Below are 13,359 nucleotides of genomic sequence, written 5' to 3'. Positions count from 1 at the left end.
TACTCCGGCATCAAATGACGCCGCCGTTCGCGCGCAGCGTCTGCCCATTGACCCAGGCGCCATCGGGACCGGCGAGGAAGGACACCACGTTGGCAATGTCCTCCGGCTGACCGAGCCGCTCCAGCGGTGCCAGCTTCGCCAGGCGCTCGACCACCTCGTCCGGCTTGCCATCGAGGAACAGCGCGGTCGCCGTGGGACCGGGCGCCACCGTGTTGATCGTGATATTGCGGCCGCGCAATTCCCTGGTCAGCACGCGCGTCATCGCCTCGACGCCGGCCTTGGTCGCCGCATAGACGCCGTAGGTCGGCTGAGACAAGCCGACCATGCTCGACGACAGATTGATGATCCTCCCACCGCCGCGCAGCCGTCGCGACGCCTCGCGCAGCGTGTTGAAGGTGCCCTTCAGATTGATGGCGACCTGGCTGTCGAACAACGCGTCGTCGCTGTCGGCCAGCGTGGCGAGCCGCATGATGCCTGCGTTGTTGACGAGCACGTCGACGCCGCCGAACGCGGTCTCGGCCGCGTCGAACATGCGCCGGACGGCCGCGCCGTCGCTGACGTCGGCCTGCGCGGTAATGGCGCGCCCGCCGGCCTGCTCGATCTGCCCGGCCAGCGCCTCGGCGTCGCGGGCACTGCCGGCATAGTTGATGACGACGGTGAAGCCGTCGCGGGCCAGGCGCCGCGCGATCGCGGCGCCGATGCCGCGGGAGGCGCCGGTCACGATGGCGACCTGGTTTTTGGTGCGCTTGTCGGCGGGCTTGCCGGTGCGCTTGTCCGTGAGATTGTCGGTGAGATTGTCGGTGCTCATGTCAGTTCTCCGTTGGAAGGGTCGCGGATAGAGAGGAAGGGTTGCGACATGGGAGAACTATGCGCGGCGGCGACCAAAAGATCATCGCCCCGGCATTGGCAGCACTGTTGGCGCGGCTTGAACAATGGCGCGCCGCGGTGGTCGGGTCATCGCGTCATCGGGCGATCGCGAAGAGGCGCTATTGCGGCCCGAGCAGCACGGCGATCAGATTGTCGGCCGTGGCGCGCAGCCGTTTCTCGTCCTGATAGACCCGTTCGACCACGACCAGTCCCCGCGTGAACGTGACGATCAGCCGGGCGGCCTGCCGCGGCGGCAGTGCCAGCGGCGCCTGCTCGCCCTCACGCGACAATCGCTCGAACAGCACCTGCTCGATATCGTCGAGCAAGGCCTTCAGGGCCGCGCGCAGCGGCCCCTCCAGATCTTCGGTGCCCACGGCAGTCTTGGTGCTGAGGCAGCCGCGGGTCGACATCCCGCTGGCCATCGACGTGGTCATCGAGGCGATCACGCAGCCGAAGAAGCCGCGCAGCGCGTCGCGCAACCTCGGCTTGTCCAGCGCCTCGCGCATCTGCCCGACGAAGCGCTCGCGATAGAGATCGAACACGCGCAGGAACAACGTTTCCTTGTCGCCATAGGCGTTGTACAGGGAGCCGCGCTGCACCCCCGTGGCCGCGGCCAGCTCCTGCATCGAGGTCGCGGCATAGCCCTTCTGCCAGAACAGCGCCAGCGCCTTGTCCAGCGCAAGACCTTCATCGAATTGGCGAACCCCAGCCATCTGTTTCTCCAAATGCTCGGGGGGCAAAGCCCCTTGAAAACATGCTGCCATTTAAGCCGATGATTGACACCTTCGTCAATCTTGACTAAGTTGTCAAACATGACAACAGTGTCAAACATCAACCATCCATCGAACCGGCGCCGGACGATGCGCGCCCTGCCTCCCTATCACGCCCACCCATGACCAAACACCCTCCTTCCTACACGCCAGCACAACTGGACCGCGCGCTGGTCTGGCGCTACATCTTCGCCGGCCTGTGCGCCAGCCTCGACAGCATCGGGCTGGCGCGCTTCGCGTTCACGCCGCTGATCCCCGAACTGATCCAGGCGCACTGGTTTCCCGCTTCCAGCGTGATCTATCTGGGCGCCGCCAATCTGGCCGGCTATGTCTGCGGTGCATGGATCGGCCGGACCGTCGGTGCGCGGCTGGGCAACGAGCGCACGCTGCGCCTGATGATGGTATGGATCACCGCCGCCTTTCTCGCCTGTGCCGTGCCGCTGTCGTTCGGCTGGTATTTCGCGTGGCGCTTCATGTCGGGAATCGCCGGCGGGATCGTCATGGTGCTGGTGGCCGGCACCATCCTGCCGCACGTGCCGCCGGCGCGCAAAGGCGCCGCTGGCGGCGCCATCTTCCTCGGTCTCGGGCTCGGCATTGCGGGATCGGGCACCATCATTCCGCTGTTGCTGCAATGGGGGCTGGCGCAAACCTGGATCGGCCTGGCAATCGTGTCGGCGCTGCTGACCGCGGCCAGCTGGTTCGCGTGGCCGCCACGGCAGCTGGATCGGCCTCACCCGGCGCCGGCAAGACCGGCACCGTCCGCGACGCCGCACTTCGGCCGCGCCGTCTGGATGCTGTTCCTGCAGTACGCGCTGATGGCGACCGCCGCGGTGGTGCCGATGGTATTCCTGGTGGACTTCATCGCCCGCGGCCTGGGCGCGGGCACGCATCTGGGCGCGGTGTTCTGGGCGGTCTATGGGCTTGGCGCCATCGCCGGACCGCCGCTGTACGGCTTTCTCGCCGATCGGCTGGGTGCCGGTCCGGGTATCAGGCTGGTGTCGCTGGTGCTGGCGATCGTGCTGGCCGCGGTGTATGTCACCGACAACCTGCTGGTGCTCGGTGCCCTGACCGTCGTGATCGGCACCTTCGCGCCCGGCATGGTGCCGTTGGCGCTGGCCCGTGTGCATGAACTCGTCCCGGACCATGCGCCGCGGCAAAACATCGCCTGGAGCCGCGCCAGCATCGTGTCGGCGGCGGCGATGGCCGTCGCGGGTTACGCCTATTCCGCGCTGTTCAATGCGAGCGGGCAATCGCACCGGCTGCTGTTCCTGACCGCGGCGGCGCTGCTCCTCGTGGCATTGCTGGCGGACCTCTGCTTCCCGGCCAAGGCGAGGAATGCACAGATGGCCCGCTCCTGAGGCGTTGGCGTCTTTACGCCGCTGCCGCGATCATCCTCAGCACGGCCTCGGTCAGCACGCCGCGCGCCTCGCCGAGAGCATCGACTGCGTCGAAATGATGGCCGCTGGGCTGGTCGACGATCTCCACCGGTACGCCGTGCTGACGCAGCAGCGCGGCATAGTCGGCCTGCAGGCGATGATATTCGTCCGACTCATCGCCGCCGACGGTAAGGATCATCGGCAGCCTGGTCGAGGGCGGATGGCCCATCGGACTGTAGGCGCCGACGTCCGCCTCCGTCAATCCCACCACCTTGTTGAGATAGCAGAGTCGGATCGGCTCCAGATCATAGAGGCCGCTGATTGCGCAGCCGCCCTTCAGCACGTCCGCCGGCACCCCGAAGTCCTGCCAACTCGTACCAGCCAGCGTCGCAGTCAGATGGCCGCCGGCCGAGTGCCCGGACAGGAAGATGCGATCGGCATCGAAGCCGAGCGTCTGCGCCTGCCGGTACAGCCATACCACGGCATCCTGGTTATCACGCACGATATCGCCCATCGCGACCGTGGGTGCGAGCCGATAGTTGACCACGGCGACATTGATATCGCGCTCCAGGTACGGGATCACCAGATAGCTGAAATCGGATTTGTCCAGCGATTGCCAATATCCGCCGTGAATGAAGATCAGCAATGGCCGGCCAGCACTGCGAGCAGGGAAGAAATCGAGCTTCTGTTTCGCGTCATCGCCGTAGGCGAGATCCTGGCTGACGGCATGCGCCTGACGAACCTCAGCGCTCTGCTTTGCCCACCGCTCGAAGATCGCCTGATAGTGCGGAATGCCGCCCCGGACGTTGTATTGCCGGTCGAGCGATTCCTGATTGAAGTTTCGATACACTGACATTAAATTTGGCTCCGAACATTCGGGTTCGATGCGAACACCGATCGCTAAAAAAATACGACGCGCTCACGTCGACCCCCAAGATAAATGGCCAAGGCGCAAACGGCGCCCCGCCAGATGACACCCGCTATCTCGGAGACGCCATGTTCGGAAAGAGCGAGAATCGCGACGACTACCAGCACATCGACCGCCCGCTCGGCGGCATGGCTCGCGAGCTGCCCGACCGGTTCTATATCGACTATCACTCGCATCCGCGCGGCCAGTTGATCTATGCCTATACCGGGGCGATTCTGGTGACGACGGAATGGGGATCCTGGGTGGTACCCCCACAGCGGGCCGTGTGGGTGCCTTGCAATGTCCGGCACGCAATGAAGGCGTGCGGCGACGTGGAGATGCGCACCGTCTATGTCCGGGAGGACGCAGTCCCCACCGAGCTGACGACGTGTTGCGTGGTGGCAGTGCCGCCGCTGCTGCGCGAGTTGATCTCGGCGGCGGTGACCATGCCGCTTGACTATCACGAGGAGGGTCGCGACGGGCTCGTCGCCAGCCTGCTGTTGCATGAAATGCGGCCGCTCTCCGTCGTGCCACTGCATCTTCCGATGCCCCGCGATCCACGCCTGGCCCGCATTTGCGCCCGCATTGTCGCCGAGCCGTCCGACGAGACGTCGGTCGAGGAATGGAGCCGCTCCGTCGGTGCCAGCGAACGCACCATCATCCGCCTGTTTCCCGAGGAGACTGGCCTGACCTTCAGCCGCTGGAAGCAGCAGGCCAGGTTAATGGCCGCCGTGCGGTTGCTGGCAGAAGGCAAGCCCGTCACCGACATTGCCCTCGAGCTGGGATACGAGAGTCCCAGCGCGTTCAGCGCCATGTTCCGTCGCGCCCTCGGCATGACGCCGACCGAGTACTTTCAGGATATGGCGCAGCATTAGCAGCGCATCGCGCGGAAGCTGGCGTCCGCGCGACATCGCATGGCCTCGCCGCACGGGACGACGGCGGGCTCCCAAGGCACAGTGAGATGGCGACACTGCCGTGCAAGGCGCCGGCAGCGCGTCGCCATTGCTCACGAGGAAGCTCATGCCAGTCATCGAACGCATCCGGGAGGCCGGAATCGTCCTGCCTCCGGCCGACATGCCATCCGCGCTGTTTGTCCCCTATACCCTGCACCGCGGGATCCTGACGATCTCGGGCCAACTGCCAACGGTTGGCGGCAAGGCGTTCGCGACGGGCCGAGTCCCTGACGGCGTGTCGCTCGACACGGCGCGCGAAGCCGCGCGGCTCTGCGTGGCCAACGTACTCGGCTGGGTCGCCGCCGCCACGGACGGCGACCTCGAACGGGTCCAGCGCGTGCTGCGCATTGGCGGTTTCGTGGCCACCTCGGCGAGCTTCCACGATGCTCCTGCCGTGGTCAACGCCGCTTCCGAGCTGATCAACTTCGTCTTCGGCGACAAGGGCAGACACGCGCGCATTGCGATCGGCGTCGCAAGCCTGCCATTCGGCGCACCGGTCGAAATCGAAGCCACGTTCGCGCTGGCCATCGACGCATGACGACACCATCCCGCACCGGATATGCCGACGTGCTGGTCGGCCTGCAATATGGGGACGAAGGCAAAGCCAGAATCGTCGACCATCTCGCCGGCGACTATGACGTCATCGCGCGCTTCAACGGCGGCGCCAATGCCGGGCATACGATCGATGCCCCCGGTGGCGCGCTTCGCCTGCGGCAGATTCCCTCCGGCGTCCTGCACCCTTCGCTGTCGCTCTACATCGGCTCGGGATGCGCGATCGGCCTGGCCGAACTGGCCGACGAGATGGCGATGCTGGCGTCGCGCGGCATCTCGTTGCACGGGCGTCTGAACATCAGCGATCGCTGCCCTCTGATCCAACCCGCCCATGTAGCGCTCGACCGGGACGATGGTGGCAGCATCGGAACCACCGGAAACGGCATCGGGCCCTGCTACTCCGACCACGCAAGGCGCATGCGCGGGGGCATGCGTGTCGCGTTCCAGCTGCGCGATCTGGTCGCCGACAGCGAAGCGGTGTTCCGCCTTCTTGGCGAGTGCAAGAAGCAGGGCGGCACGGGCGCCGGCGCGGATGCTCGTAGCTCGGCGGTCGTCCGCATGCGCGCCGCCTGGCGGACCGTACGCGACTTCGTCACCTCTGAGCCGGACCATCTGGGCACGCTGGTCGAGGGCGGCGCGCGCGTGCTGTTCGAGGGAGCACAGTCCGTTATGCTCGACGTGACGCACGGCGACCAGCCATGGGTGACCTCCAGCCATACCGTGCCGGCCTATGCTTATGTCGGCGGCGACCTGCCAGCCAAATACCACCGCAAGACCATCGGCGTCGCCAAGGCCATCGTCTCGCGCGTCGGCGCGGGACCTTTCCCGTCGGAGCTGGGCGGCACGCGCTCGGCGCAATACTGCGCGGCAGCGGCAGCACACCGTGGCGACCGGTATCGCGAGGCCGCGCGCCATGATCCGGCTCGCCTGCTCGCCAGCGACGACGCCTTCGATATCGGCACCGCCCTTCGCGTGCTGGCCGACGAGTACGGCACCGTGACCGGGCGGCCGCGTCGCATTGGACTGCTCGACGTCGCGCAACTACGGACGACGATACGTCAGCATGGCATCGACGAGTGGTTCCTGAACAAATGCGATTGCCTGGCGTGGTTCGTCGACACGCGGCGCCAGGTTATTCCATTGTTCGATGGCGCCTCTCATCGCACAACCGAACCTCGCATCCGCGAATTTCCCGCATTCAGTCGAAATGCGCTGCCACAGCGCCGTGAAGACCCGCTGCCACCGCAGCTCGATGCCTTGCTGCATTGGCTGGAAGGCGCCGTCGCTCGCCGACTTCGTGGCGTCGGCCTGGGCCCCGCGCGCGACCAGCTGCGCTTTCTGTACTGATTCCCTCAAACCATAAATCCGAGTGCGAACATGACGCCCGCCTACTTGACCAATGAAATGCGGAGAACCGACCTGGCATGGTCAGACTGGCCCGCCATCGAGGCCTTTCTAAAGGACGAACTGATTTGCCGGGTCGCCGTCCACGACAACCCCTTCCCTTACGTGACGGCCCAAAGCTTCACCTTCACCGGAGATGCCTTCCTGATCCATAGCTCCCGCTACGGAAAGCTGGCTTCGGCGATACGGGCCAATCCTCACGTGACCATCGAGATCGATCGCCCAGTGGCATTGCTCAAGGCACCCAAAGGCCAGAACACCAGCCTCGAGTACTACAGTGTCATCGCGAGATGCGTCGCCACCTTGCGCGACCAGACCGACGAAATTCGGGCGCATCAGTACCTGGCACTCGACAAGTTCCGCCCCGAAAAGGACTACACCCCGATCGAAGATGGGGCCGCCAACCAGATCGTGGCGTACCGCTGCGAAATCCTTTCACTGTCGGCCAAGAAGCGGATTCTCGCGGACGGACAATACTCGCCGCCCGGCCAGCCGCGGGCACCTTACTTGCGCTATCCGTTTCCGGCCGGCGCGACGCTGTCGGCGCTGCCTGAGGAAGCGTTCGATCCGCAGCGCTTCTCCGCCCGCTGATCCCTACCGCCTCCGCGCTCCGATCGCTCCCTCTTGGCCCTCTCCAATGGGCCGCAAGGCGTGGCCACCCTGCTCCACGAGCGGGCGGCCACGCATCCGCAGTGTCTTCCGTTCCGCGCATGAATCCATCGCGCGATGATCAGCCGCATTCGCCACGCCGGTCGAACCTGTTGGCGCCATGGCGATAGCCGTTGGCATCTCGACGCGTGCCCCGCCTGCCATCCCGCGCGACAGTAGCGAACGACATGCCGCACGGCCATGTTGCACACCACCGCTCCGCACGGAGCCGGCCACGACAAGACAGGAGACAACATGAGAGTGACACCGATCGAGCTGATGCGCGTGCGCGTCGGCGACCGCCTTGAACGCCTGCCCATCTGCGGCTACCACCGCTGTCTTTTCGCCGTCATTGCAATGGCGTTCTTCTTCGACAATCTCGACCTCGCGATGATGACGTATCTGCTCGGGTCGATCCGCACCGAATTCGGGCTGACCAGCGCGCAGGCGGGAATGCTTGGCAGCGCCAGCTTTGTCGGCATGGCAGTCGGCGCCCTCGGCTCGGGCATGCTGGCGGATCGCTTTGGACGCAAGCCGGTCTTCCAGGTCAGCATGATCGTCTGGGGCGTCGGCAGCTTCCTTTGCTCGACCGCGAACGATCCCGTCACCCTCGGCCTGTACCGGCTGCTGCTGGGTGTCGGCATGGGCATGGAGCTGCCGCTGGCGCAAACGCTGTTGTCGGAATTCATTCCGGCGCGCCAGCGCGGCAAGTATCTGGCGCTGATGGATGGCAACTGGCCGATCGCCTTCATCTGCGCCGGACTGATGTCCTACTATGTCCTGTCGGCATACGACTGGCGCACCATGTTCATGCTCGGCGCCGTTCCGGCGCTGTTTCTCTTCGTGGTCCGTCGTTACGTACCGGAATCGCCGCGCTGGCTCGAATCCAAGGGCAGGCACGAGGAGGCGGCACGCGTCGTCGACGGCATCGAATCGACGGTGATGCGCCGCCTGAAGCTGACATCGTTGCCCGAAGCCAGTGCCACGGTGACGACGGCCGATGCGCAAACCTTCGGCGTGAAGGTGCTGTGGTCTCCCGAGTACCGCAATCGGACGATGACGGTCTGGGGCCTATGGTTCTTCGCCTTGCTGGGCTTCTATGGATTGAATACCTGGATCGGTGCCCTGCTGCAGCAGGGAGGCATGGGCGTGACCAAGTCGGTGCTCTATACCGTCTACATTTCGATCGGCGGCATTCCCGGCTTCCTGTGCGCCGCGTGGGCGGTCGAGCGATGGGGCAGGAAACCGGCATGCGTGGCGACCCTGGTGGGCGGCGCCGTAGCGGCGTTTCTCTACGGCCGCGTCGCCGGCATGCACGCCGAGCCGGCCGCGCTGTTCCTGTCCGGCGGCACGATGCAGTTCTTCATGTTCGGCATGTGGGCGGTGCTTTATACCTATACCCCGGAGCTCTACCCTACAAGGGCGCGCGCTACCGGGTGCGGCATGGCGTCGACCGTCGGCCGTGTCGGCTCGCTGATCGGCCCGGCGTTGGTTGGACTGGTACTGCCGCTTGCAGGCCAGGCCGGCGTCTTCGCGCTGGGCGCCGCCTGTTTTTTGGCGGCGGCATGGATCGTCTACCGGTTCGGCATTGAGACGCGGGGGGAAGCGCTGGAGTCCATTTCAGCTACCTGATCACTCCATTGCCATGACGATCCGTCGCACCGATCGGACGCCCAGTGCGAGAGTTACGCGGTCGCCTCGATCATCCCCCGCACGGCCGCCGCCAGCTCGCTTTGCGCATCGCCGAGATGCTCCAGCGCATCGAAATGGTGGCCGTGCACCTGCACGACGATGCTGACGGGCACGCCGCGTTGCCGGAGCAGCGCGGCATATTCCGCCTGCTGGCGGTGATATTCATCGGACTCATCGCCGCCCACGGTGAGGATCATCGGCAGCGTTGTGGTTGGCGGATGGTGAATCGGGCTGTAGGCGGCGACATCCGTTTCGGTCAGGCCGATCACGCGATTGAGATAGCAGAGCCGGATCGGCTCCAGGTCGTAGAGCCCGCTGATCGAGCAGCCGCCCTTCAACACGTCGGCCGGCAAGCCGACATCCTCCCACCGCGTGCCGGCCAGCATGCCGACCAGCTGGCCTCCCGCCGAATGGCCGGAGACGAAGATGCGATTGGCGTCGAAGCCCAGCACGCGCGCATTCCGGTGCAACCACACCACGGCACTGCGGTTGTCGCGCACGATCTCGGCCATCGTCACGTCCGGTGCAAGCCGGTAGTTCAGCATCGCCACATCGATGCCGCGTGCGAGATACGGGGCGGCAAGATGGCTGGAATCGGATTTGTCCAGCGCCTGCCAATAGCCGCCGTGAATGAAGATCAGCAGCGGCCGGCCCGCCCCCCCGGCGGGGAAATAGTCCAGCGTCTGCTTCGGATCGCTGCCATAGGCGAGGTTTTCCTCGACCGCATGTGCCTGCCGGAAGGCCGCGGCATCCGCAGCCCACCGCGCCAGGATAGCCGGGTGCCCGGGCACCGCGGCCCGGTTGTTGTACTGCTTGTCCAGCGATTGCTGCTCCAGGTTGCGAAACACGGGCATGGGGCGAACCTCCGTATTGTTGTTCCAGTCACGGTTTCGCTTTCCGAACCGCGGACAAGGCATCAGCGACAAGCGCGACGACGCCGGACCAGTCGGTGTCGCCCACCTCCTGCCGAAACAGCCTGACGGCGCCCGGATACCAGATCGATGTCGGTCCTTCGCACGTCCAGCGCCAGTCGGTTGCAACGTTGGAAAGCAATATCCAGGTGGGCTTGCCAAGCGCTGCGGCCAGATGCACCACGGCCGTATCGACTCCCACGACCAGATCCAGCCGGGAAATGATACCGGCCGTGTCGGCAAAGTCGGCCGCCCGATTTCCCAGGTTCAGGATGAAGCGGTCACCGATCTCCGACCGTATCCGGTCTCCGTCAGCCTCCTTCTGCAGACTGACAAACGTGACACCCTCGGTTTGCCATAGGGGCTCCAGCGTCTTCAGGCTCGGCAGCGACCTGACATGGTCGTTCTCGTTGCCGGGGTTCCCTCTCCATACCAGTCCCACTCGAAGGCGTCTCTTTGGAAAGAAGCGCTCCCATTTCGATGCCGCGGTCGCAGGCGCGAAGAGATATGGCAACTCCGATGGAATCGACCCGGGCCCGCTTTTCAGATTGAGCGGGATGCTCCAGATATAGGTCCAGAAATCATGCCGCGGGCAGGCGGACGGATTGAATCGTTCGCGGGGAACCAGTGCGTCGACTTCGGGCATCGAAGAGAACAATGCCAGGGTCGCGGCATCACACACCAGCGTAACGTGCCTGGCACCGGATTCCTTGATCTTCCTGACATAGCGCACCAGCTGAATCTGATCGCCGTAGCCTTGCTCGGGCCAGATCAGCAGCGATGCCCCCGCCAGCGACTCGCCTCGCCACTGCGGAAACGGTAGCCCGGGCGAGCTGGAGAATGCTCCTTGCAAACCTGCCTCGCAGCGAGCCTCGAATAGCGGAAGCCCTTCTGGCCAATTGTTCCGGTAAAGCAGCAGGTTGCCAAGGTTGAGCCGGTACGAGGCATTGTGCGGATCCAGTGCCAGTGCACGCCGATGCGCAATGTCTGCTTCGTCGAAGCGGCGTAAATCCTTCAGCACCAGTCCAAGGACATTCCAGGCCTGATGGTTGTCGGGCGCCATCTCGATCGCTTGCGATATCGCGTGCCGGGCCTCGTCGAGGCGCCTGGCCGATCGCAACTGCAAGCCAAGATTGAGCAGTGCCTGCCCATGACCCGGTGCCGTGGCAACAGCGCGCCGGAACCACCGCTCTGCCTCGTCTTGCCGCCCCATCTTGCGATACAGCGCGCCGAGATTGTTGCTGATGTCAGCGGACTCGGGCGCCGCCTGGCTACCACGGCGCAGCGCCGCCTCGGCGGCCTTGTCATCGCCAAGCGCCATGTAGCAAACGCCCGCCAGGTTCAGCAATTCGGCGTGATCGGGGTGCCGATCCAGAAGCGTTTGCGCGGCGTGAAGCGCGTCGGCAATTCGTCCCGACAGATAACAGTCCCTGACAGCCGCAATGTCGCCACTTCCGCCGCTATTCACGGTATCCCTGTTCGAGTCGATTCCTTCCATGGCCGATGGGGGCGTCAAACAGGGCATCAAACAGGCTCCCCGACGATCCGGCGCACCAGATCGCAGACCGTCGGCACCAGCGCCTCCAGCCGCGCCGGCCCGGCTCGCTCGATCCGCTCCAGCACCAGTTCGTGGACCGCGCCGACCAGGGCCAGTGCGCTCTCGTAGGGCAGGCGCTGCCGGCGCCGCTGGTCGGTGCCGACGGTGCGCTGGATGAATTCGGCCAGCTCGCGGTGGACCTGCCGGCGTACCGCCAGGCCGGGGCCGCCGAGGCTCAGGATTTCGATGAACAGCGTGCGCAGCAGCGCGGGGTTGCCCGCCATATAGCCGAGATAGGCGCGCATCGCGCCTTCGACCTGCGCGGTCCACGGCTGGCGCGGGTCGATCGCGGCGCGCAGCACCTGCAGCGCATGCCGGCTCGCGCTGACGTACAGCGCCATCAGGCAATCGGCCTTGGAATCGAAATGCTCGTAGAAGGTCCGGCGCGAGACGTTGGCCTCGGCCACGATATCGGCAATGGTGACTTCGCCATAGCCCTTGCGCGCGACCGCGCCGGCCATGCCTTCGAGCAGGCGGCGTCGATGCTCGCTGCGGTCCGGCGCGGTGCCGGCGGTCAGGATGGCGGGTGCGTGCATGGGCGGCTCGTCATGGTCGGGTCGTGGTCCGCCGCCATGGTACTTGACAGTACCGACCCGCGCCATCATGATCGGTACTCCGCAGTACCAGCCGGGCAACGCTCCCGGCAAATACCCCAGGGAGACTACCGTGACGCATCTCGTCGTTCGCCGCCTGCTCGTCGATATGGAAGCGCCGATCCCGCGGCATTGGTGCGCGGGCGATCCCTTTCGCACGGCCTTCCTCAATGCGCTGTCGATGAGCTTCCCGGTCGGGGAGCAGTTCTTTATCGATGCGGTGCGCAACGGCCTGAAGGCGCTGCCGCCAGAGCAGCACGACCGCTTCCGCGCCGAGGTGCAGGGTTTCGTCGGCCAGGAGGCCACGCACCGCCGCCTGCACGGCCTCTACAACGAGCATCTGCGCAGGCAGGGGCTGGTCAATGCGTGGGAGGTCCGATCGAAGGAACGGCTCAAGCAGCTCGAGGGCGTGGACCCGCGCCACCCGCTGGCCATCACCGCGGCGTTCGAACACTTCACCGCGATCTTCGCCGACTGGATCCTGCGCAACGCGGACATGCTCGGCGAGCAGGACCCGCGTCTGGCGACGCTATGGCTGTGGCACAGCGCCGAAGAGACCGAGCACCGCAATACCGCCTTCGACCTGTACCAGGCGCTGGGCGGCTCGCACGAATGGCGCATTACCTGGTTCCGCCGCATCAGCATCACCTTCCTTGGCGACGCACTGCGTCAGACGATCGACAACCTGCGCCGCGACGGCACGCTATGGCAATGGCGCACCTGGACCGGCGCGATGCGGTTCCTGCTCGGCAAGCGTGGCCTGATCCGGCAGACGTTCGGCGCCTGGCGCGACTACTTCCGCCGCGACTTCCACCCGACCGACCACGACGCCAGCGCGTCGGCGCAATGGCTGGAAGCCCACCGGGACAAGTACGTGCCGGTAGGCGCCTGAGCGCACCAAGGGCGGACCGCGCTTCGACGGTCGCCCGACTGCCTTACCAATACGACAGCATCAGCAGGCCGATCAGCACGATCGCGATAAACACCCATAGCATCGGGCGCGCGATCAGGTGACGGCCGCGCGTCGACGCGCGCGCGGCCTCGGCATTGGTGCCGTACTCATCTTTCCTTGCCATGGCGATGACTCGA

General features: G+C 65.5%; 14 protein-coding genes. 7 read left to right on the top strand and 7 right to left on the bottom strand.

Going from position 1 to position 13,359, the window contains the following annotated elements:
* Window positions 1-10: 10 nt before the first annotated feature.
* Window positions 11-808 carry an SDR family oxidoreductase gene (locus B551_RS19065; RefSeq protein ID WP_023264806.1) on the bottom strand — a complete coding sequence of 266 codons (798 nt, stop codon included), beginning with the start codon at window positions 806-808 and terminating at the stop codon, window positions 11-13.
* 178 nt (window positions 809-986) lie between these two features.
* The gene (locus B551_RS19060; RefSeq protein ID WP_006576202.1) at window positions 987-1,580 is read right to left on the bottom strand and encodes a TetR/AcrR family transcriptional regulator; all 594 of its coding nucleotides are present in this window, start codon (window positions 1,578-1,580) and stop codon (window positions 987-989) included.
* A gap of 179 nt (window positions 1,581-1,759) precedes the next feature.
* On the opposite strand from B551_RS19060, the gene B551_RS19055 reads away from it, so the two are divergent.
* Complete coding sequence (locus tag B551_RS19055) at window positions 1,760-2,995, top strand: YbfB/YjiJ family MFS transporter (RefSeq protein WP_006576203.1); 1,236 nt, start codon at window positions 1,760-1,762, stop codon at window positions 2,993-2,995.
* Between the two features lie 13 nt (window positions 2,996-3,008).
* On the opposite strand, the gene B551_RS19050 is transcribed toward B551_RS19055, so the two are convergent.
* Window positions 3,009-3,869 (bottom strand): alpha/beta hydrolase, encoded by an 861-nt coding sequence (locus B551_RS19050; protein ID WP_006576204.1) that lies wholly within the window; start codon window positions 3,867-3,869, stop codon window positions 3,009-3,011.
* A 140-nt stretch (window positions 3,870-4,009) separates the two neighbouring features.
* On the opposite strand from B551_RS19050, the gene B551_RS19045 reads away from it, so the two are divergent.
* The 5 genes from B551_RS19045 to B551_RS19025 all read left to right on the top strand — a co-directional run bounded on the left by B551_RS19045 (window position 4,010) and on the right by B551_RS19025 (window position 9,109).
* Window positions 4,010-4,795 carry a helix-turn-helix domain-containing protein gene (locus tag B551_RS19045; protein ID WP_006576205.1) on the top strand — a complete coding sequence of 262 codons (786 nt, stop codon included), beginning with the start codon at window positions 4,010-4,012 and terminating at the stop codon, window positions 4,793-4,795.
* 145 nt (window positions 4,796-4,940) lie between these two features.
* Window positions 4,941-5,411 carry a RidA family protein gene (locus B551_RS19040; protein ID WP_006576206.1) on the top strand — a complete coding sequence of 157 codons (471 nt, stop codon included), beginning with the start codon at window positions 4,941-4,943 and terminating at the stop codon, window positions 5,409-5,411.
* Entirely contained in the window at window positions 5,408-6,772 is a 1,365-nt protein-coding gene (locus B551_RS19035; RefSeq protein ID WP_023264804.1) for an adenylosuccinate synthetase, read from the top strand. Before B551_RS19040 ends, B551_RS19035 begins: the two co-directional genes overlap by 4 nt.
* A 30-nt stretch (window positions 6,773-6,802) precedes the next feature.
* Window positions 6,803-7,420, top strand: coding sequence for a pyridoxamine 5'-phosphate oxidase family protein (locus B551_RS19030; protein ID WP_006576208.1), 618 nt, complete (start codon window positions 6,803-6,805; stop codon window positions 7,418-7,420).
* Between the two features lie 312 nt (window positions 7,421-7,732).
* Window positions 7,733-9,109 (top strand): MFS transporter, encoded by a 1,377-nt coding sequence (locus B551_RS19025; RefSeq protein ID WP_043441440.1) that lies wholly within the window; start codon window positions 7,733-7,735, stop codon window positions 9,107-9,109.
* 53 nt (window positions 9,110-9,162) lie between these two features.
* Here B551_RS19025 and B551_RS19020 read toward each other — a convergent pair whose 3' ends face one another.
* From B551_RS19020 to B551_RS19010, 3 genes are read right to left on the bottom strand one after another with little or no spacing between them, the layout of a single operon-like run.
* Window positions 9,163-10,023 (bottom strand): alpha/beta hydrolase, encoded by an 861-nt coding sequence (locus tag B551_RS19020; RefSeq protein WP_006576209.1) that lies wholly within the window; start codon window positions 10,021-10,023, stop codon window positions 9,163-9,165.
* A 28-nt stretch (window positions 10,024-10,051) separates the two neighbouring features.
* Entirely contained in the window at window positions 10,052-11,578 is a 1,527-nt protein-coding gene (locus tag B551_RS19015) for a tetratricopeptide repeat protein (protein ID WP_023264802.1), read from the bottom strand.
* 26 nt (window positions 11,579-11,604) lie between these two features.
* On the bottom strand, window positions 11,605-12,213 hold the full coding sequence (locus tag B551_RS19010) for a TetR/AcrR family transcriptional regulator (RefSeq protein WP_006576211.1): 609 nt from the start codon (window positions 12,211-12,213) through the stop codon (window positions 11,605-11,607).
* A gap of 130 nt (window positions 12,214-12,343) precedes the next feature.
* Here B551_RS19010 and B551_RS19005 point away from each other — a divergent pair, with 130 nt between their 5' ends.
* Complete coding sequence (locus tag B551_RS19005; protein WP_006576212.1) at window positions 12,344-13,162, top strand: metal-dependent hydrolase; 819 nt, start codon at window positions 12,344-12,346, stop codon at window positions 13,160-13,162.
* A gap of 43 nt (window positions 13,163-13,205) precedes the next feature.
* On the opposite strand, the gene B551_RS26220 is transcribed toward B551_RS19005, so the two are convergent.
* Window positions 13,206-13,346 (bottom strand): hypothetical protein, encoded by a 141-nt coding sequence (locus tag B551_RS26220; protein WP_023264801.1) that lies wholly within the window; start codon window positions 13,344-13,346, stop codon window positions 13,206-13,208.
* Between the last annotated feature and the right edge of the window lie 13 nt (window positions 13,347-13,359).

The organism is Cupriavidus sp. HPC(L), assembly GCF_000307735.3.
GTDB lineage: Bacteria > Pseudomonadota > Gammaproteobacteria > Burkholderiales > Burkholderiaceae > Cupriavidus.
Note: the sequence above shows the minus strand (reverse complement) of the source record. Positions and strands in the feature narration are given on the sequence as shown.

Coding starts and splice junctions, on each gene's coding strand:
- B551_RS19065 (WP_023264806.1), bottom strand. CDS start 808: ATGAGCACCGACAATCTCACCGACAATCTCACGGACAAGCGCACCGGC.
- B551_RS19060 (WP_006576202.1), bottom strand. CDS start 1,580: ATGGCTGGGGTTCGCCAATTCGATGAAGGTCTTGCGCTGGACAAGGCG.
- B551_RS19055 (WP_006576203.1), top strand. CDS start 1,760: ATGACCAAACACCCTCCTTCCTACACGCCAGCACAACTGGACCGCGCG.
- B551_RS19050 (WP_006576204.1), bottom strand. CDS start 3,869: ATGTCAGTGTATCGAAACTTCAATCAGGAATCGCTCGACCGGCAATAC.
- B551_RS19045 (WP_006576205.1), top strand. CDS start 4,010: ATGTTCGGAAAGAGCGAGAATCGCGACGACTACCAGCACATCGACCGC.
- B551_RS19040 (WP_006576206.1), top strand. CDS start 4,941: ATGCCAGTCATCGAACGCATCCGGGAGGCCGGAATCGTCCTGCCTCCG.
- B551_RS19035 (WP_023264804.1), top strand. CDS start 5,408: ATGACGACACCATCCCGCACCGGATATGCCGACGTGCTGGTCGGCCTG.
- B551_RS19030 (WP_006576208.1), top strand. CDS start 6,803: ATGACGCCCGCCTACTTGACCAATGAAATGCGGAGAACCGACCTGGCA.
- B551_RS19025 (WP_043441440.1), top strand. CDS start 7,733: ATGAGAGTGACACCGATCGAGCTGATGCGCGTGCGCGTCGGCGACCGC.
- B551_RS19020 (WP_006576209.1), bottom strand. CDS start 10,023: ATGCCCGTGTTTCGCAACCTGGAGCAGCAATCGCTGGACAAGCAGTAC.
- B551_RS19015 (WP_023264802.1), bottom strand. CDS start 11,578: ATGGAAGGAATCGACTCGAACAGGGATACCGTGAATAGCGGCGGAAGT.
- B551_RS19010 (WP_006576211.1), bottom strand. CDS start 12,213: ATGCACGCACCCGCCATCCTGACCGCCGGCACCGCGCCGGACCGCAGC.
- B551_RS26220 (WP_023264801.1), bottom strand. CDS start 13,346: ATGGCAAGGAAAGATGAGTACGGCACCAATGCCGAGGCCGCGCGCGCG.